Below are 18,118 nucleotides of genomic sequence, written 5' to 3'. Positions count from 1 at the left end.
ATCCTGCCCCGTCATGGCGGCCTGGTCAGCGAGGGTCATCGTCACTGTCTCGATCGTCCTGTCTCGCCCTGCTTCGCATCAAAAGGACTCATCTGTCCCATGTCTCACACCAGTCTGACAGAGAGGGAGCCGGGTTTGCTGGAGGCCTCCACGAAACCTGGGGCGGTTCAGTCGGACCAGTCTTCCAGCACGAACTTCCCGCCCCGAGTTTCTTATCCGCAACCGGGCCTGCCACTCCATCCTCGGATAGCGCTCAATGGCCAGGGGGGCGCGCAACGGGCCTTGGTGCGATGTCCGCCCTGGAATCCAGCTATTGCTGCCACATTGCGTGTAATTCCGGTTGCTTATAGGGATGCATGAGGCATTTACCGGGATTGGCTGTTGTGCTTGACTCCCCCTTGAAACCACACCCTCCGGGAGGGTCCATGGGGGACTGCCACGGGGACTTCGGCCCGTGGAACATCGTCTGGCGTGGTGAACGCCCCGTCGGGATCCTGGACTGGGATAACGCCCGGCCCAGGCCTCGGCTGCACGATATCGCCTATGCGCTGGAGTACGTTGCGCCATTCCGCGACGATGCCGAATGCCTGCGCTGGCTGCGCTGGCTCACGCCCCCCAACCGGCGTCATCGCCTGGAGTTGTTTGCCGCCGCCTACGGCCTGACTTCTACCACGGGTCTGATCGATGCGGTCATCGGAGTTCAACGGGACGTCATCGAGCAGGTTCGCCGGCTGGCCGACGCCGGGCACCGGCCCCAAGTCCGCTGGATCGCCGACGGCTTCCTCGACGAAGCGGGGCAAAGGCGGGCCTGGAGCCGAGCCAACCGCCACTTGTTCGAGTAGCACAGGATCGCCGAGCAACCCCCTCGATCTCAGTTCCTCAAGAAGAAGATTGCCGCCTGACCGCGATTCGCTGTGGAGTGCTCTGTAAAGCGGCGGCCTGTTCCCACCAGTTCCTGTGGGACTCCGCGCCAAGCACGAGGCGGAGCAGGCCTTTCGGCGACCCGGTGGCCCACTCATCGCTGCCGGTAACGCGGCGACCGATGAGATCGCCTCCTGTCGGGAGTCTCTACTTCCGGAGTACCGATCCACCCTGGAGGGGTGGGGTCGCTCGACCCAAGAGGAAAGGGAGCCAGATGACCGAGTTCGTGGAGACTACGGACGGCGTGCTAATCGCCTACGACCGGGAGGGAAGCGGTCGGCCGCTGATCCTGATCGGGGGCGCCGGGCAGTTCCGTGCGGTCGACCCGCCCACCCGGGCTTTGACGACCGAGCTGGCCTCCAGGGGTTTCGACGTCGTGCACTACGACCGGCCCGGCCGGGGTGACAGCGCCGGCGAGCCGCCATTCACGCTCGCCGGGGAGGTAGCGGCGCTTCGTGCGCTGGTCGAGGTGCTGGGGGGACGCGCGTCGCTGTACGGCAGTTCCTCCGGCGGCGCCATCGCGTTGGCAGCGGCTGCGGCCATCCCGGGCGTCGAGCGACTGGTGCTGTGGGAAGTGCCGCTAGGGGAGGAGGAAGGCTCGGACGGGGCCAAGTTCCTCGCCGAGATCAAGGAGCGGGTCGCCGTCGGGGACCGAGAGGGGACCCTCCGCCGGTTCATGGACGGGATGCCGCCCGAGTGGTTCGAGGACATGCGGAGCGGACCGCAGTGGCCGTTGTTCGAGCGTATGGCTCCAAGTGTGCAGGCGGACGCCGAGGTGTTGGCCTGGGCGCAGTCCGCGCCACGCGCACTGTTGTGGGCGGGGATCACGGCACCGACCGTCGTGCTGCTCGGCACGACGGCGTTCCCGTTCTTCTCCGACGCCGCCGACTCCATCATCGCGTCCTTGGCCCGCGCCGAGCGGGCCGAGATCCCCGGCGCGGACCACGGGTGGCAGCCCGCCGACCTCGCCGATGGCATTGCAGCCCAGCTGAACCGAGCAGGCTGAACGGGCTACCGCCTTGGCAAGGGGGATGGGGTCGTGCAGGCGTGCGGTGCGTCCGCATGTTGCCAAATTGTTACGCCTCGCAACAAACTCCGGCCACTGGCGTACTTGATGGGAGGAAAAGCCGCATTTAAGTTGTGGATTACAATAAATTATGTGACCCAGGTCACTCTTCTGACGGAGGCCTCACTGCGGCCCCCTAGGCGAGCCGAGTTCTGTTGCTGCTCAAGCGGAGGCCCAGTTGTCCCTCCAAGGTGCCCGAACAAGACCCGTTCTCCCCCGTCGCCTGCTCGCCCACCTCGCGCTGCTCACCCTGGGCGTGGGCCTGGTCTCGTACGTCCCCGCGGTGGCCGCCCCGGTCGAGGCCGCCGCGGGCTGCACCTCCACCGCCGACTGCCTGTCCAAGCTCACCCTGCGGGAGAAGGCCGGCCAGATGATCCAGGTGGCCAACTCCTACATCTCCAACAAGAACGACATCGCCACGTACGCGCTGGGCTCGGTGCTCAGCGGCGGTGGCGGCGGGCCGAACGGCGCCGGGGGGACGGCGACCCAGTGGGCCGACATGGTCGACGACTACCAGAGCTACGCGCTGAACAGCAGGCTCGGGATACCGCTGATTTACGGCGTGGACGCGGTGCACGGGCACAACAACGTGCAGGGGGCCGTGCTCTTCCCGCACCACATCGGCATGGGCGCGACCCGCGACGCCGCGCTGGTCCAGCAGGCCGAGGACGTCACGCGGCAGGAAGTGCTCGGCACCGGCATCCGGTGGACCTTCTCCCCCTGCGTATGCGTGCCGCGCGACGACCGCTGGGGCCGTACCTACGAGGGGTACGGCGAGGAGCCGTCGGTCGTCTCCCCGCTCGGCCAGGCCGCGGTCCGCGGCTTCCAGGGCACCGCGCTCGGCACGGAATCAGTACTCGCCACGGCCAAGCACTATGTCGGCGACGGCGGCACCGCGTTCGGCACCGGCGACAGCGGCTACCTCATCGACCAGGGTGATGCCCGGATCAGCGAGGCCGAGCTGCGCGCGGTCCACCTGCCGCCGTACCAGAGCGCGATCAGTGCCGGGGTCGGCTCGGTGATGATCTCCTACAGCAGTTGGAACGGCGCCAAGCTGCACGGCAGCAGTTACCTGATCAACACTGTCCTCAAGGGCGAGCTCGGCTTCCAGGGCTTTGTGGTGAGCGACTGGGGCGGCGTCAAGCAACTGCCCGGCTCGACGTACGCCGACAAGGTCCGGACCGCGGTGAACGCAGGCATCGACATGATCATGGTCCCGGACGACTACGTCGGCACCATCAACGCCATCGTCGACCAGGCGAACGCCGGCAACATCAGCCAGAGCCGCATCGACGACGCCGTCACCCGCATTCTGAACGCCAAATTCGCCCTCGGCCTGTTCACCCGGCCGTTCACCGACCGCACCTACACCCCGCAGGTCGGCTCGACCGCCCACCGCGCGGTCGCCCGCCAGGCGGTACGCGAGTCCCTGGTACTGCTGAAGAACACCGGCGTGCTGCCGCTGTCCAGGACCGGTACGTACAAGATCGTCGTCGGCGGCAAGTCGGCCGACAACCTCGGCTACCAGCTCGGCGGCTGGTCGATCTCGTGGCAGGGCGGCGGCGGAAGCACCACCACGGGCACGACGTTCTGGCAGGCGCTCCAGCAGGAGACCGCCGGGACCGGCATCACCCTGCAGAACGTCGGCACCAGGACCAAGGGCCGCTACAGCGGCGACGTCGGCATCTGGGTGGGCGGCGAGACGCCCTACGCGGAGGGCAGGGGAGACTCCTCCACCCTCGCGTTCGGCAACGACAACTCCAGCCAGCTCGCCGACCTGTGCGCGCGGGTGACGACGTGCATCGCCATCCTCTACTCAGGGCGGCCGGTCGTCATCGGCGACCAACTCCCGAAGGCGAACGCGTTCATCGCTGCCTGGCTGCCCGGCACCGAGGCCCGCGGCATCACCGACGCGCTCTTCGGCGCGGGCTTCGCCGGGAAACTCCCGGTGAGCTGGCCGACCGCGGTCTCCAGCGAACCCATCAACAATGGCGACGGCAAGACGCCGCTGTTCCCGCTCGGCTACGGCCGCAGCCCCTACTGAGCGCATGGCGGGCCGATGGACCTCGGGCCATCGGCCCGCTCTTGACGGCGTAGAACATCGTGGTCGGGGAGTGGCAGGGTGTCCGAACCGCTGGACCAAGACATTCACCGAGTGTAGGGCGGCGCCTTTGCGCCGCCATCGCCGACCGACGCACCTACAACGGTGGCCGTCGGGCTGTCGTTGCACCCGCGGGCCAAACAGAGCCCGACCCGTAACCTGCTGGAGCGTCTGCGCGACCGCAGCGCCGATGTGCTGCGCTTCGCCGACCTTCCGGGCCTGGTGCCCTTCACCAACAACACCGGCGAGCGCGCGCTGCGGCCGGTCAAGACCCAGGTGAAGATCTCCGGCTGCCATCAATCCGAGACCGGCGCCGCCGCCTGGCTGGCGGTCCGCTCCTATCTCGACTCGGCCCGCAAACACGGCCTGAACGCCCTGGACGCGATCCGCCGCGCCTTCACCGGCCACCTCTGGATGCCCCCAATCGCCCTGGCGGACTGACCAGCGAGCATCACACAACGTCACAAAGCTGATGAATGCTTACACCACAAGAGAGACGAGCACCGCGGCGACAGACAGCCGGCGAATATCTGGGCGCACGCCCCGGAAATTACCTAACCCCAACTCTCTCGTACACCTCGTATACCTGCTTGCACTGAATACGCTCATCCTGCCCGCGAAGCTGGAGCACGCTGATCGCCTTGCTCAGTTGACTTCACGACGTCAGGCGCCGTTGCCCAAGCCCTGCCCCGGCGGTGCGCTTGGGGGCAGCCAGACGAGCCTGCGGTGTTCGCCGCTGCTGGCGGCGTGGAACAACATGCTGGCCGCCCGTGAGCGCTGGCACGGGCGATGCAGCCGATCACCAGCACGTTGCCCACATGCTTGCCCAGGTAGGCCAAGCTGTCGGACACGCGGCGCTGCGTGGCCTGCGTGTATCGGGTCGTCGGTAGCCAGCGATCTGGGGGAGGTGCCCGACTCCTGATGAGCCTTAACGGGTGACGCGCAGGGCCCACTCGACCGAGTCTGGGGCCTGGATCCGTACGGTCAGGGTTTTCCTCTGTCCGAGGTCAAGCCGATTCATGATTGGGCTGATCAGGTCGTCGAGACAGGTGAAGGGCATGTTGATGCCCGGCTCCAGAATGATCTCCGCCTTGCCCTCTCCCCGGCAGTTGAACAGCACCCAGAGCTCGTCCTTGCCGGGCGGGATATCCCCAACGATCATAGATCCCTTCCTCGGCCCCGCCTTGAGGACAGTCTTCGTGCCCGCGTCCATGCCCGGCATGCGGAGCGGCACGCCTTTTGGAGGAGGTGATGTGGTCACCGCGGTCTCGGTCGGGACAGCCGACGAGGTAGCGCCTCGCCGCTCCGGCACGGGATCCGCTGGAGTCGGAGCCGTGCAGGCCACCGCCAAGGAGACGACGGTGCAGGAAACCAGGAGAGGCGCTACCTGTCGGATTCTCATGTCGAGATCACCTTTGCTTGACGTACCAGCCGACGTGCCAGGGAGCCCACGCAGTTACCCGTCTCTGACCGCTCTGGCCGCAGACCTGGTAGATGCCTTTGGTCTTCTTGCGCCACACGCCGTATGTGGCGGTGGTCGTTTTGTGCGGTGGGGTCGGGACCGCGATGCTGTTACCCAGCGAGGCCGTCAGGCTTGCGGACAGGTTGACGCTCGTGGCCGCTTCGGCGCCCGCGATGAGCCTGTCCACTTTCAGGCTGCCGGAGACGTTCCAGGAGATCGAGACGGTTCCGCTCACGGTGGCGCTGTAGGTGGATGTGGCGGTGCGGGACGTTCCGTTGTGATTGGACTGCGTTGGGCCGACCGCCTTGTGGCTGTTGCTGTACGTGGAGACTCGGTAGGTGGCGCCTCCCGGTCGGCAGGCCATGGTCATCGGAGGCGGGGTCGCTTTGGCGCGGAAGATCTCCGTCTCGTTTTCGTATCCGACCACGACGTTGGGATTGTCCGGAAGCGGCTGAGGATCGTCGGCGAAAGCCGGCGTCGCGCCCAGCATCGCGAGCGGCGCGATCAGAGCGGCCGCTAAGAGCGTGCGTTTCATGGACATGCCAGGTAAGCTCCCTCTGCATCGAATGGTGCTCCACGGACGGGGATCGTTGGTCGCGGCACCCGTCCGTGCAGTTCATGGATCTTTCGCCCGCTTCTCTCTATCGGGGCGTTGATAGTTACTCACGCTGACAAACGGCAATCAACCTCTTGCGCTGCACCGGTTCGCGTGCTATCAGCGCCCGTAAAGCCGGATTTCGGCGACATTTGCCAGCTCGACGGCGCGATTAACAGCCGTTTGCAGGTTTATCAAATGCCACTCCCGCTGGGTTATGGACCCACGTTTACCGGCACTCCATAACAAAAGCCCACACCATTGCCGGGATTAATCAGAAATGTCCGTTTCTTCCTGTGGGTCGGATGCACTTGACGTCGGTCCACGTGGTCTTCCTCCGTGGATAGGCGCGGGCCAGACCGTTCGGCACCTGGCGGACGATGTCGTTGATATTGGCAGGCAAGTCTCCAGCGGGCCGCGCCCATACGGCCAGTACGAAAGCCCGATCGCGCGGGGCTTGCATGGCTGGAAAGGAAGGGATATGCGGCCAGGGATTTCGGGTGGCGGGCGGTTCAGCGAGAACTACCGGCTCTTCGCAGGGGAGGGCCTGGCGGAGTACTGCTGCCTCACCTGGGTCGGGCTCGCCGACATCGAAGAGGTCGCGCGGCGGTTCGGCGCCGACCTGGACAACGTCCGGGACTGCACCATTGCCGAAGCGAGAGACGAACTGCCGACATACCCCGACCTGACCACGCCGCACATGATCGTCTGCGGGCGCGCGGGCGACCGTGTCGTCGTGATGGAGCCCTTGGGCTGGAATGCCAAGACGGAGATCGAGCAGATCTCGGCCGATGAGGTCGAGGTCCTCAACCTGTTCGCCAACATGAACACGCGGCTCAGCCTCAGGCGGGCGTTCGACGGCCGGTTGCTGACCGTGGTCGACAGCGGCGGCCCACGATTCGCCGAAGGCGAGAATCCCAGCGCCCTCGACGACCACCTCGGGGATCTGCCGCTGTTCCCGCCGCACCCTTATGACGAGCGGCAGGGAGCCTTCCTGGAGCTCGTGTTCAGGCTGGTGGGGCACCGACTGGATGCCGACTGGTTCGGGACCGCGGTCCACCGACGCTACTTCGTCCCCCGGTGACGGTAGCCGCACCGCTGGGGGCAGGGTTGCCGCCTCGCCGGGATCGGTCGCCGGGACTGGCGGCGTTCGGTCTGGCTGAGCACAGTGGGGACCTGGGGATATGCCTTCAAGATCATCCCGTATATACCCCGTGATCAAGGTCCTGCGGCTGCATACGGGTGCCCTCGGCGGCCTACCAAGGGCCGGGGAAGCAAAAGACCTGCAGCAGAGGAACCGCAGGTCAGAGGGCAAAATGCCTGGTGGAGAAGAGTGCCCCCGGCAGGATTCGAACCTGCGGCACCGCTTTAGGAGAGCTCGAGCCGTACGGAGTCCAGTATGTCTAGTAATAGGTGATATGTGACTGCCGCTCGACGTGCATAGGGTCCCTTCACAATGGCCTCCCGTCACCCGTCACTTGACTGCTGTTTGGCCTGGTCAGAAACGACATCCGTGGCGAGAGCCTCGTGAGGCGTTCCCGCTCTTCAGATGTGGGTGCTCTACCAGCGTTTAGCTAGCCGTTTCATCTCCTGAGCAACGGCGTGATGTCGCGCCCGGCCGCGAGCACGGGGGTCCGCAGGACGCCTCCCGGCCCAGCTCCACAAGGAACTGGACGACCTCGGCCTCTGAACCACCGCGCGGCACCTCTACGGCCACGGCGTGCCGACACCGTCTACAAGCTGGTCATTCCTCCCTACCGGCATGAACCAGGGCCGGCTGATTTCACAGGCGCGAAGTGGGATCGGCGCATATTTCGTGATCTATACCGGCCCGTCGGAAGGCGGTCTCCGCAGGTGATGAAGGTCTGCGTCAGCCCCGTCCCAGGACGCAGAACTGGTTGCCCTCCGGGTCGGCCAGGACCTTCCACGAAACCTCGCCCTGGCCGACGTCGGCGGCGGTGGCGCCCAGAGCCCGCAGCCGGGCCACCTCAGCCTCTTGACCGTCAACGGGGTCCGGCAGCAGGTCGAAATGGACGCGGTTCCACACGGTCTGCACGCCGGGCGTTGTGTGGAGGAACTCCAGATACGGCCCGACACCTTTGGCGGATCGCAGCCGCGCATGATCGTCGCTCACCTCGTGCACGGTCAAGTCCACCGCCTGGCCCCAGAACCGGGCCATGGCTCGCGGATCCGCGCAGTCGACCACCACCGCGGCGATCGGCCCGGTATCCCGGTAGATCTCCCGAGGCTCCAGCACGCAGAACACGTTGCCCTCCGGGTCGGCCAGGACCGTCCACGGGACGTCGCCCTGGCCCACATCGGCGGGTGTCGCACCGAGCTCCTTCAGGCGCGCGACCAACTCCGCCTGATGGGCCGCAGAGGTGCTGGCGAGATCGAGGTGCACGCGGTACTTCACCGTTTCGGGGTCCGGGACGGTGACGACATCGATGTAGAAGCCGGCGGGGTCCGGCCAGGCGAAGCCCTCGGGCTCAAGGTTGGTCACGCCGGGTCCCTCGCTGGAAACGCCCCAGCCGAGCGCCTCCGCCCAGAACCGGCCGAGCGCCGAGTCATCCCGAGCCTTGAAATTCACCTGAACAAGTCGTAGCGCCATGCCGCCGATCTTATGCCCAGGTAGCTGAGCGTTATGAGCCTGCCAGCAGGCTCTACGCCACTCCCGTCCCGCGAACGCCAACTGTCGGCAGCTTCGCTGCGGGCGCTCCATGCTGATCTGCGGCCCGGCGACGGCGGATGGGCAGCGACGAGGAAGGGCCAGAACGCCCAGGACCCGAGCGGGAGGCCAAGTCTCACGCGAACATGAATGAGCTGCACCGGTCGGCGCTCGCGCGTAAGTGGGTCCACTCAGGACCCGCCGGCATCGTCCTGCCGCGTCCCTGGCCGACAACCCAGCACGTCAGCTCAACGTTCGACCCTACCTGTGACCCCCGCGGGGAACTCTTCGAAGCCGAGCACCCGCAGCAGCTCCAGCCGCTCGCGGGTCTCGGCATCCGCCGGGGTGAACACCAGCAGTTGCTGCCCCTGGTCAGGCGCGATCAGGGTCTCGCAGTCCATCACCAGGCGCCCCACCCGCGGGTTCAGCAGCGTCTTGCGATTGGCGCGCCGGACCGCCACCTCTTGCTCCGCCCACAGCCGCCGGAAGTCGGCGCTAGCAGCCTGCAACCGGTCGACGAGCCCGGCGACCGTCGGGTCACCGGACCGGCGGCCGACGACCGCGCGCAGGTCGGCCACCATCTGGCGGGCCTGATGCTCCTGCTCCTCGGGCGGGCAGACGGCGCGGGCGGCGGGCTCGGTGAACCAGCGGTACATGACGTAGCGCCGGTCGCCCGTGAAGCGGGTGTGGTCGCCCATCAGCAGGAGAGCCGCCCGGTTCTGGGCGAGCACCTCACCCAGGTCGGACAGCACCAGGGCCGGGGTGTCGCCGAGCAGGTCGAGCATCCGCATCAGGCCGGCGCGGGCCAGGCGAACCACCCCGTCGGCGGGCGGGGGATGGTGACCGGCCAGGTGGAACAGATGATCGCGTTCGTCGTCGGACAAGCGCAACGCCCGCGCCAGCGCGCCGAGCAGCTGCGTGGACGGCTGGCTGCTGCGGTCCTGCTCCAGGCGTACGACATAGTCCACCGACATGCCGGCGAGCATCGCCACCTCCTCCCGGCGCAGGCCGCTGGTGCGGCGGCGGGGCTGTCGGCCAGGCCTACCTCGGCCGGCCGGATTGCCTCGCGGCGACGGCGCAGGAAGTCGGCGAGCTGCTCACGTTCCATGGCTCCATACTGCCGCGCGGCCGGCGAGCCGAGCAGCGTACGGGGAAAGACCGGCTCAGCGGAGCTGATCAGGCCGGGCCCGCCGTCGGAGATGATCAGCGGCGGGGCCTTGAGGCCGCGCTCGACCTGGTCGGTGAGGAAGTCGTTCCAGGCATCGGTCGACTCGGCGGCGGCCGGGGCCAGGCCGACGAAGACCGGCTTGCCCTCGGTGCTGATGCCCAGGCGGCCAAGACCGATTCGGCCCGCTGCCCGTCGTGCATCTTGAAGTGCGAGGCGTCCAGGAACAGGTAGTCCTCGATGCCGGTCAAGTCGCGGCGGCACCAGAGGTCGTACTCGGCGACGATGGCCTGGCAGATGGTCGAGACGGTCGACTTGGGCAGCGCTGCCTGCGGGCCGAGCGCATCGGCCAGTGCGCCTTCCACGTCGCGGACCGGCAGGCCACGCACGAACGAGGCGATGATCAAGGTCCTACGGCTGCATACGGGTGCTCCCGGCGGCCTACCTCGACGCCCTCCCCGGCAGCTTCCCCGTCATCCACCGCCGCCTCGACACAGCCGCCGCCTTCGCTGCCGACGGCGCCATCCTCATTACCGCGGCCCTGTCCCTCTCCCTCTGGTGGAACCGCCCCCGGATCCCGACCCGCTGACGGTACCTGTAGCCGAAACGCCTCAGCGGTCCCGCCGGTTCGCGGCCGTCCACGTCCGCTGGTGGGGCCTGGACCACACAACCGGACGTCGGCAACGGCCCCAAAGGCCGGCGGCACACAGCCCTCAGCAGCCGATCTCCTCGGCACCGGCCCTGCGGACGAGGCCCCGCACGGATGATCGACCTGCTCATCGACTGCACTGACCGCGGTCTGGATCCCGGCACGGGTCACCGGTCAGCCGCGTGTGTCGAGCGGGACGTGCAGCGAGAGGTGTGGGGACAGAGCGCGGAGGAAGTCCGGGGCGTTGAAGACCGCGCCCGCGGAGGCGACGCCGGTGGTCCTGGTCCGGCCGGTGAGGATGCGGTCGACGGCCTCCACCGCGAGCGGCGCGCTGATGGCGTAGATGTCCTGACCAGCGGCGACCACGCGGCGTTCTGTGCCGTCGGAGCGGACGAGGACGTCGACGACGAAGGTCTGCGCGGAGCGGCCGCGCTCGTCCACGGCGGCCGGTGCCGAGGCGTCAGGAGCGGACAGGTCCGCGGCCGCCTTGGCGGTCATGTAGGTGCGCACCTCCGGGACGGCCAGGTGGCTGGGAATGGTGACGATGTCGGCCATGGTGAACTCTCCGATGACGTTCTGGGGGCCGAGCGGAGCCGGGAAGGGCCACTCCAGGGTCGGCAGAGCGTCATCGTGGTACTCCAGCCGTCCGCCGGTGTAGCGGACACGGCGGCCACCCCGTCGCTGCCCCGAGACCGTGCCCGAAGCGAGCGTTCCGGCAGTGGGGTGCCAGATGCTCAGGCCGTAGGCGATGTGCGCCTCGTCCGCCGCCGTCCAGTCACCCATCGCGGTGGTGACCAACAGGTCGCCGAGGCCGCCGTAGAAGGCCATTGCCGGAACCACCACGGTGCCCGCGGCGCGGGCGCGCTCCGCGAAGTGCGCGAACGTGTCAAGGTTCGCCTCGATCTCGGCCGCCACGTCGACATACGGGATGCCGGCGCGCAGCGCCGCCTTGACCAGCGGGGCGGCGGTCGCGGCGAAGGGCCCGGCGCAGTTGATCACAGCGGCCGCGCCGTTCAGCGCGCGGTCGAGCGAGGCTGGATCGTCGACCGACGCCTGCCGCGCCTCGAGCCCCGGTTGGGCCTGCACCAATGCCAGCAGCTTGTCCTGGTCGCGACCGAGGAGCAGCGGAACGTATCCGCGCTCACGCAACTCCGCGACCACGAACCGCCCGGTGTGCCCGTAGGCGCCGAACACCGCCACGTTCCGACTCGATCCCATGCCTGCTCCACGTACTCGAAGTGATCCAATGCGGAAATCCTGTCCCCGTTGACCCATCGGTGCCAGTGTCCGGAACGACATGACCCGTACAATTCCCGACATGAGTTCTGTCCCGAGCTCCGTCGCGGTCGCCGCTACCGACGGGATGCTGCACTTCGAGCTGGCCCTGGCCTACGAGGTCTTCGGCTCCGCCCCGGCCGCCCTGCCAGGCGCCTGGTACGACGTCAAGGTGTGCGGCACGCACGCCGTCCGGGTCGGCCGGTTCCTGGTGGAGCCGGACTGCGGGCTCGACCGGCTGGCGCACGCCGACACCGTGATCGTCCCCGCCTTCGCGGACGTCGACGAGGACCCGCCGGCCGACCTGGTCGAGGCGGTGCGCACGGCCCACGAGTCGGGCGCGCGGGTGGTCTCCCTGTGCACGGGCGCGTTCGTACTCGCCGCCGCCGGCCTGTTGGACGGGCTGCGCGCGACCACGCACTGGGCCCACACCGAGGAACTGGCCGCGCGCTATCCCCGGGTGAAGGTCGACCCGGACGTGCTCTACGTCGACAACGGCAGCGTGCTCACGTCTGCGGGCAAGGCCGCAGCGATGGACCTGTGCCTGCATCTGGTCCGCCGCGACCACGGCTCGGCGATCGCCAACGTGGTCGCCCGCCGCCTGGTCGTGCCGCCCCACCGGGCCGGCGGCCAGGCCCAGTTCGTCACCACACCGGTGCCCGCCCAGGACGGCCATCCCCTGGCCGAGCTGCTTACCTGGGTGATGCGGCGGCTGGACCAGCCACTCACCGTGGAGGACATGGCCCGCCAGGCGAACGTGAGCTCGCGCCACCTGGCCCGCCACTTCCGCTCGGTAACCGGCACCACCCCGCTGCAGTGGCTGCTGACGCAGCGGATCCGCCGCGCGCAGGAGCTGCTGGAGACCACGGACGACAGCATCGACACCATCGCCTCGGCCGCGGGCATGGGCACGGCGACGACACTGCGCCGCCACTTCCACCGCACGATCGGCGTACCGCCGGACGCCTACCGCCGCACGTTCCGGGCGTGAGGCATCGGCCTTGGCGCCCAGGCACGATCAGGAATCGCAGCACCTGCTGTAGGAGAGTGGAGGCTAATTCGGCTCCTTAGGCGGCTTGAGCTGGGCAAAAGGCCTATACAGCGCGTGAGGTGTGCAAGATCATCCCGTGAATATCCCATGGCCCGCTCGCGGAGCAACCGTCACCCCGGTGGATGCCCCTCACGATGGGTACCCGCCACGACCTGGCCCACCCGAACGAGCGCTACTCGGCATGACCCCGCGATCAGCGGCATGAGCGGATCCTTGCCGTTGCGAGGGACGTGTGAGCCTTTCCGGCCCACCGTCGATGGTCACGCCGATTTGGGCGTCCACGCGGGGTCGCGACCTGCGAAGCCGAGTGCGCGGTCGAACGCTGACGCGTCCTCGGGGACCTCGACCACCGGTCCGAAGAGCCCTTCCCGGCCGGCTGCTTGCTCCGGTCGCGCCGACGCGCTGGTGAACGCAAGGACGGCCGCGGTGTCGGCCGGGTTGCACATGTACGGCTGGCCGGTCGCGCGGGCCAGGTCCCAGCCGTGCAGGACCAGTTCGTCCAGCGCGACCATGGCCATCTGTCCGGCGGGCATCGTCACGCCGCCGGCCTCGGTCATCCCCTCCCAGGCGATCGGGTCGCGCCAGGCCTCCACCAGCTCACCGAGCCGCCGCGGAAGCAGCGTGCGCCACTGCGGATCGAGATGCCCGGCACTCGCCGCTCCCGGCCCCGGTCCGTCTTGGGGTGGGGTGGTCTTGCGGGCCGCCCAGGTGAATGCCAGCGACAAGCCCATGAAGTGGTCGAGCAGTGCGGCGACCGGGGTGTCAGCGCACGGCGTTGGATCGTCCAGTCGGTCCTCGGTCACGCCATCCAACAGGCGCACCACCTCGCGGGCAGCAGGCTCCAGATCGATCACGGGCATGGCGGTTCCTCTCCGTCGGACCTAACTCGTCGCTCTACCGTGCTGACTCCCCAGGATCGAAGAAGTCATCGGTTGGCGCCGACAATCTGTCCGCGCTGGCGGTATCCGTGGGGCGAACGCCACGCACGGCAATCCGGAGACCGAGCGCTCGCTCAGCGGCATGTGCGCTCGCGGCCGCCCCGGTCGGTGATGTTGAGGAACCGCGCGCAGTGCAGGATGGCCGGACGTTCCACCGGGAGCCGCCTACGCTGGGGCTGTGTCCGACGATAACGGAAGCCGGCCCGCCCGCGTCGAGGACGTGCACGAGCTGGCTCTGGCCATGCCGCACGTCACCGTCGAGTACGGGACCGGCGACAATCCGGTCTACCAAGTGGGCGGGAAGTCGTTCGTCTTCTTCCGCAACCCACGGCCGGACGCGGTCGACCCTGACACCGGGGAGCGCTATGTGGATGTGATCGTCTTCTGGGTTGAGTCCGAGGCGGACAAGCAGGCGCTGGTTCAGGACGAGGCGTCGCAGTTCTTCACCACCGCGCACTTCGATGGTCACCCGTCGGTGCTGCTGCGGGCCAGTCGGATCGGTGAGCTCACCCGGAACGAGCTGGCCGAGGTGGTCCAGGACGCGTGGCTGTCCCGCGCATCAGCGCGCAGAGCGGCAGCCTGGCTCCGCGCACATCCCCCGCCGTGATCACACTTCGCCTCCTGGTCCTGCCCACGGGGCGGCGTGAGGATCGCGGCATTCTCGGACGTGCCGCGGGGTTGAGGCCACGTCCGTTCAGCTCGAAGTCACCTACGTAACACGGGCGGCATCTTCGGCACGTAGCGTGCCTGCGATGCCGTCTATCCCCGCTGGCGCCGATCCTGGGAGGAACGCCATGATGACCAAGAAGGAGGCGGCGGAGGCCGTTCGCGCGGCCAAGGCCCGGCTAGGCGTGACGTGGGTCCAGCTCGCCGAGGCAGTCGGACGCCCCCCGGCATGGACGACATCAGCGCTGCTGGGTCAGCAGCCGATGAGCGCCGAGCAGGCCGAGGCCGCGGCGTCATTGCTGGATCTCGATGAGGATGTTCAGCAGGCGTTGCAGCTTCAGCCCACTCGCGGTGCGTTGGAGACGGCGGTGCCAACGGACCCCACGATCTACCGGTTCTACGAAATACTCCAGGTCTACGGACCGACGATCAAGGAACTCATCCACGAGCAGTTCGGCGACGGCATCATGAGCGCCATCAACTTCCGCCTCGATATCAAACGCGTACCCGACCCGGGCGGCGACCGGGTCGTGGTGACCCTGGACGGGAAATTCCTGCCCTACCAGTGGTGAGGTCAGGAACAGACCTGCCATAGCGAGCAAAGGACGGACACACACCTACCAGCGGCATGTCAGGACGTTGCTGCGGGATAAGGGCGGGAATGGGCCACGACCTGCTGCTCGCCTCCTGCGTCGACAGCCCCGCCTGCACCTGGCCAACCCGCCGATCACCGCCATCGACCTGCGGCCCCGCAAGGCGGGCGCGGCCTGCGCCGAGCTGCTGTACGACCTGCTCGCGGGGGCCAGCGCGCCGGGAACCGAGCGCATCCACCCGATAGAGCTGCAGATCGGTTCCTCGACCAGAGTCGGCTAGGACCTACCGCCTCCCGTCGCCATGCCCCAGTGTCCCGCACCGAGCAGTTCCAGGCAGTGGGTGTGGAAGGCGTTTAACGTGCTGCGATGGCCGACGCTGACGAGAATGCACTGGGGCAGTCGATCGCGGATCAACCCGTACAACGCGTGTTCGAGACCTTCGTCGACGGCGGAGGTCGCCTCGTCGAGGAAGGCCAGGCGGGGCCGCTTCAGCAGGACCCTGGCGAAGCCGAGGCGCTGCTGCTCGCCGGGAGACAGGGTGCGGGACCAATGGGCCTCATCGTCGATCTGATCCTCCAGGTGGCCGAGCTGTACCCAACGCAATGCCTCGCACGCCTGCTCGTCGCCGATCCGGTGCGCAGGCTCGGGGTAGGCCAGCGCGGTACGCAGGCTTCCCAGGGGCAGGTACGGCTGCTGCGACAGGAAGAGCGTGTGAGCTCCGGTGGGCCGGCGGATGGTGCCATGGGCGTGCGGCCAGAGGCTGGCCAGGCTGCGCAGCAACGTGGTCTTCCCGCTCCCGGAGGCCCCCCTGACCAGCAGCGCCTGCCCTGGACTCATGCTCAGCGTCAGGCCTTCGATCAGCGGTTGCCTGTCGGGACGCCATACCCTGAGGTCCTCGATCTCCAGCGCGTCGGGACGATGCGCGAAGGTCGGCGACGACAGGTCGCGCGACTCCCTGTTCGCGTCCATCAGCGCCGTCAGTCGGTTCAGCGTCGCCCGGTAGTTGGCGAAGGAGTCGTAGGAGTTCCTGAAGAAGGACAACGAGTCGTGCACCTGGCTGAAAGCGTTGGAGGTCTGGGTGATGTCACCGAGTGAGATCGTCCCGCTGAGGAAGCGCGGCACCTGGATGATGTAGGGGAACACGACCGAGATCTGGGTGACCGCGTCGTTGAACGCCTGAAGCTTCAGGGACCGCTTGGTGATCGCCCACGTGTTCCCCATGACACGGGAGAACCTGGCCGACAGCGTCGTCCGCTCGACATTCTCGCCACCATAGAAGGCGATGCTCTCGGAGTTGTCCCGCAGGCGGACCAGGGCGTAGCGGAAAGAGGCGGAGAGTCCCTCTCGCAGGAAGTTCAGGTGGATCAGCGGGCGACCGATCCTGAAGGCGAGGACTGACGCCACGATCACGTAGGCGTAGGTGAGGAAGACCATCGCACGCGGTATCTCGTGGCCGAAGCCGGACATGGGTCCTGACAGTGCCCAGAGAATGGCGGTGAACGACACCAACCTCAACGCGGCGCCGATCGCACCGATCGACAGGTTGTATGAGTTCTCGACGAACTGCGTGATGTCTTCCTCGATGCGCTGATCCGGGTTGTCGACCGGGGAGCTCACGAACTGGCCTCGATGGTAGGCGTGCCCGTCCAGCCAGTCGGCGATCATGTGGTCGTTGAGCCAGGTCCGCCAATGGATGAACAGTCGCTGGGTGATCAGATACGCGAGCTGTGCACTGGAGACGGCGATCGCCGCGAGAACCATGAAGACGATGACATAGAACCAGAACTTCTTCGCGTCCAGCTCCTGCAGAGCCGTGAAGAGGCCGTTCGTCGCATACGACATCAGCACTTCGAGGCGCACTGCGAGGACCGTCAGCCAGAGCAGCACCAGGAGAGTGAGCAGCGGTCGCCAGGTGATCCAGCTACGCCCAGGCTTGAGATAGGAAAAGGCGAGTCGCCGGAACTGCCGCCCCCAGTGCGTGTAGCGGGTCAGCAGCCAGACAACCAGGGCGCCGACCAGAATGCTGACGACACAGGTCGTCGCCGTCGAAGTGAGGGACGTGAGCCATTCGTGCTGCCAGTCCATGGCGCCGCTGGCGGATCGAGTCGACACCTTTAAGAAGATACGTCCATCAAGTCCGATTTGTACCGTTTTAGGTTGAGATTTGAGGTGCGGTGGCTTGTCAATCGCTTTCATTCCGCGGACGGCCTTACCGTCCACCGCCCCGGACGGCAGCAGGCCGTCAGGTGGCGACTGCTGGCGCTCTCGCTGGGCGGCGCGCCGGGTTTCCCGGTCGCGCCAGCGCCCCGGCTCGGGATCGGCCGCTACCACGCCCGGCTGTCGATTGGAACCTGTCAGGCTCGGTCGAGGTGTTCGGAGGGACGCTCTCTCATCGGCAGGAGCGGACGTTCGCCAGAGACCCCGAGTGCCGACCAACGCGTGAGCCTCGACAGCGCATGTGCCTGCGACTTGTTCTCTGATCATGACGTGTCGGCTTGCTTGGTGCAGAGAACCGGTAAACAACAGGCCGGTACGCACGGGCTCCCGGGACCTGGCCTTGGCCGCGTTGAACCGCACCGGGTTTGCTGGAGACCCCGATGGGCCGGAATTGGGGTCTGACCTGAGGAAACGCCGTCAAGATCATCCCGACCATATCCCCGGCTCATGGTCCTACGGCTGCTTACGGGTGCCCTCAGCTACCCATCAAGGATCCACAGACCAAAGGCCCGCGGCAGGGAAACCGCAGGTCAGAGGCTGAAATGCCTGGTCAGAAGCGTGCCCCCGGCAGGATTCGAACCTGCGGCACCCGCTTTAGGAGAGCGAGGGCGGAGCAGCCCAATATTGTCCGTGGCCATGTAAAAGTCCCCACAGGTGGCCAGTTCGAGGTCACCACTGGTGGCCGGTTTAGGTCCCCACTTCTGCTTCGCGTTGTCCGCGTGTCGTGAGGAGGGGTGTGCCCTGAGCGGTG

At 67.4% G+C, this 18,118-nt stretch carries 17 protein-coding genes, 1 tRNA gene and 1 pseudogene; 10 read left to right on the top strand and 9 right to left on the bottom strand.

Annotated features, from left to right (window positions below; genetic code table 11):
* The first annotated feature begins 356 nt into the window (after nt 1–356).
* The 4 genes from ACFLIM_RS48965 (at nt 357) to ACFLIM_RS48950 (ending at nt 4,529) form a co-directional block, all read left to right on the top strand.
* Entirely contained in the window at nt 357–842 is a 486-nt protein-coding gene (locus ACFLIM_RS48965) for a phosphotransferase (protein WP_393177575.1), read from the top strand.
* A 293-nt stretch (nt 843–1,135) separates the two neighbouring features.
* Entirely contained in the window at nt 1,136–1,927 is a 792-nt protein-coding gene (locus ACFLIM_RS48960) for an alpha/beta fold hydrolase (protein WP_393177573.1), read from the top strand.
* A gap of 238 nt (nt 1,928–2,165) precedes the next feature.
* Entirely contained in the window at nt 2,166–4,031 is a 1,866-nt protein-coding gene (locus tag ACFLIM_RS48955; protein ID WP_393177571.1) for a glycoside hydrolase family 3 protein, read from the top strand.
* A gap of 162 nt (nt 4,032–4,193) precedes the next feature.
* Nucleotides 4,194–4,529 carry an IS66 family transposase gene (locus tag ACFLIM_RS48950; protein ID WP_393177569.1) on the top strand — a complete coding sequence of 112 codons (336 nt, stop codon included), beginning with the start codon at nt 4,194–4,196 and terminating at the stop codon, nt 4,527–4,529.
* Between the two features lie 487 nt (nt 4,530–5,016).
* On the opposite strand, the gene ACFLIM_RS48945 is transcribed toward ACFLIM_RS48950, so the two are convergent.
* Together ACFLIM_RS48945 and ACFLIM_RS48940 are read right to left on the bottom strand one after the other, a co-directional pair.
* Nucleotides 5,017–5,250, bottom strand: a complete 234-nt coding sequence (locus ACFLIM_RS48945) for a hypothetical protein (protein WP_393177567.1) — start codon at nt 5,248–5,250, stop codon at nt 5,017–5,019.
* A 247-nt stretch (nt 5,251–5,497) separates the two neighbouring features.
* Entirely contained in the window at nt 5,498–6,091 is a 594-nt protein-coding gene (locus ACFLIM_RS48940) for a hypothetical protein (protein ID WP_393177565.1), read from the bottom strand.
* A gap of 535 nt (nt 6,092–6,626) precedes the next feature.
* Between ACFLIM_RS48940 and ACFLIM_RS48935 the strand changes: the two genes are divergently transcribed.
* Nucleotides 6,627–7,229 (top strand): hypothetical protein, encoded by a 603-nt coding sequence (locus tag ACFLIM_RS48935; protein WP_393177563.1) that lies wholly within the window; start codon nt 6,627–6,629, stop codon nt 7,227–7,229.
* 786 nt (nt 7,230–8,015) lie between these two features.
* On the opposite strand, the gene ACFLIM_RS48930 is transcribed toward ACFLIM_RS48935, so the two are convergent.
* The 3 genes and pseudogenes from ACFLIM_RS48930 to ACFLIM_RS48920 form a co-directional block, all read right to left on the bottom strand.
* Entirely contained in the window at nt 8,016–8,756 is a 741-nt protein-coding gene (locus tag ACFLIM_RS48930) for a VOC family protein (protein WP_393177561.1), read from the bottom strand.
* A 305-nt stretch (nt 8,757–9,061) separates the two neighbouring features.
* On the bottom strand, nt 9,062–9,799 hold the full coding sequence (locus tag ACFLIM_RS48925) for a helix-turn-helix transcriptional regulator (RefSeq protein ID WP_393177559.1): 738 nt from the start codon (nt 9,797–9,799) through the stop codon (nt 9,062–9,064).
* A 155-nt stretch (nt 9,800–9,954) separates the two neighbouring features.
* A pseudogene (locus ACFLIM_RS48920) lies at nt 9,955–10,388 on the bottom strand (transposase); the annotation flags it as partial.
* Nucleotides 10,389–10,405: 17 nt separating this feature from the next.
* Here ACFLIM_RS48920 and ACFLIM_RS48915 point away from each other — a divergent pair.
* Nucleotides 10,406–10,567: a hypothetical protein gene (locus ACFLIM_RS48915; protein ID WP_393177557.1), complete on the top strand. Its 162-nt coding sequence runs from the start codon at nt 10,406–10,408 to the stop codon at nt 10,565–10,567.
* Between the two features lie 234 nt (nt 10,568–10,801).
* Here the strand turns inward: ACFLIM_RS48915 and ACFLIM_RS48910 are convergent, their stop codons facing one another.
* A complete protein-coding gene (locus ACFLIM_RS48910) occupies nt 10,802–11,845 on the bottom strand; it encodes a saccharopine dehydrogenase family protein (RefSeq protein ID WP_393177555.1) in 1,044 nt (347 codons plus the stop codon).
* Between the two features lie 100 nt (nt 11,846–11,945).
* Here ACFLIM_RS48910 and ACFLIM_RS48905 point away from each other — a divergent pair, with 100 nt between their 5' ends.
* Nucleotides 11,946–12,893 carry a helix-turn-helix domain-containing protein gene (locus tag ACFLIM_RS48905; protein ID WP_393177553.1) on the top strand — a complete coding sequence of 316 codons (948 nt, stop codon included), beginning with the start codon at nt 11,946–11,948 and terminating at the stop codon, nt 12,891–12,893.
* 320 nt (nt 12,894–13,213) lie between these two features.
* On the opposite strand, the gene ACFLIM_RS48900 is transcribed toward ACFLIM_RS48905, so the two are convergent.
* Nucleotides 13,214–13,813, bottom strand: coding sequence for a TIGR03086 family metal-binding protein (locus ACFLIM_RS48900; protein WP_393177551.1), 600 nt, complete (start codon nt 13,811–13,813; stop codon nt 13,214–13,216).
* Nucleotides 13,814–14,069: 256 nt separating this feature from the next.
* On the opposite strand from ACFLIM_RS48900, the gene ACFLIM_RS48895 reads away from it, so the two are divergent.
* The 3 genes from ACFLIM_RS48895 to ACFLIM_RS48885 all read left to right on the top strand — a co-directional run bounded on the left by ACFLIM_RS48895 (nt 14,070) and on the right by ACFLIM_RS48885 (nt 15,430).
* Nucleotides 14,070–14,498 (top strand): MmcQ/YjbR family DNA-binding protein, encoded by a 429-nt coding sequence (locus ACFLIM_RS48895; protein WP_393177549.1) that lies wholly within the window; start codon nt 14,070–14,072, stop codon nt 14,496–14,498.
* Nucleotides 14,499–14,685: 187 nt separating this feature from the next.
* On the top strand, nt 14,686–15,129 hold the full coding sequence (gene cynS, locus ACFLIM_RS48890; protein ID WP_449291505.1) for a cyanase: 444 nt from the start codon (nt 14,686–14,688) through the stop codon (nt 15,127–15,129).
* Between the two features lie 67 nt (nt 15,130–15,196).
* Nucleotides 15,197–15,430 carry a substrate-binding domain-containing protein gene (locus ACFLIM_RS48885; RefSeq protein WP_393177547.1) on the top strand — a complete coding sequence of 78 codons (234 nt, stop codon included), beginning with the start codon at nt 15,197–15,199 and terminating at the stop codon, nt 15,428–15,430.
* On the opposite strand, the gene ACFLIM_RS48880 is transcribed toward ACFLIM_RS48885, so the two are convergent.
* A complete protein-coding gene (locus ACFLIM_RS48880) occupies nt 15,427–17,481 on the bottom strand; it encodes an ABC transporter ATP-binding protein/permease (protein WP_393177545.1) in 2,055 nt (684 codons plus the stop codon). The two genes, ACFLIM_RS48885 and ACFLIM_RS48880, sit on opposite strands and share 4 nt — an antisense overlap.
* A 445-nt stretch (nt 17,482–17,926) precedes the next feature.
* Nucleotides 17,927–18,026, bottom strand: a tRNA-Arg gene (locus ACFLIM_RS48875).
* Between the last annotated feature and the right edge of the window lie 92 nt (nt 18,027–18,118).

The organism is Nonomuraea marmarensis, from assembly GCF_043197025.1.
In the GTDB taxonomy this organism is placed as follows: Bacteria; Actinomycetota; Actinomycetes; order Streptosporangiales; family Streptosporangiaceae; genus Nonomuraea; species Nonomuraea marmarensis.
Note: the sequence above shows the minus strand (reverse complement) of the source record. Positions and strands in the feature narration are given on the sequence as shown.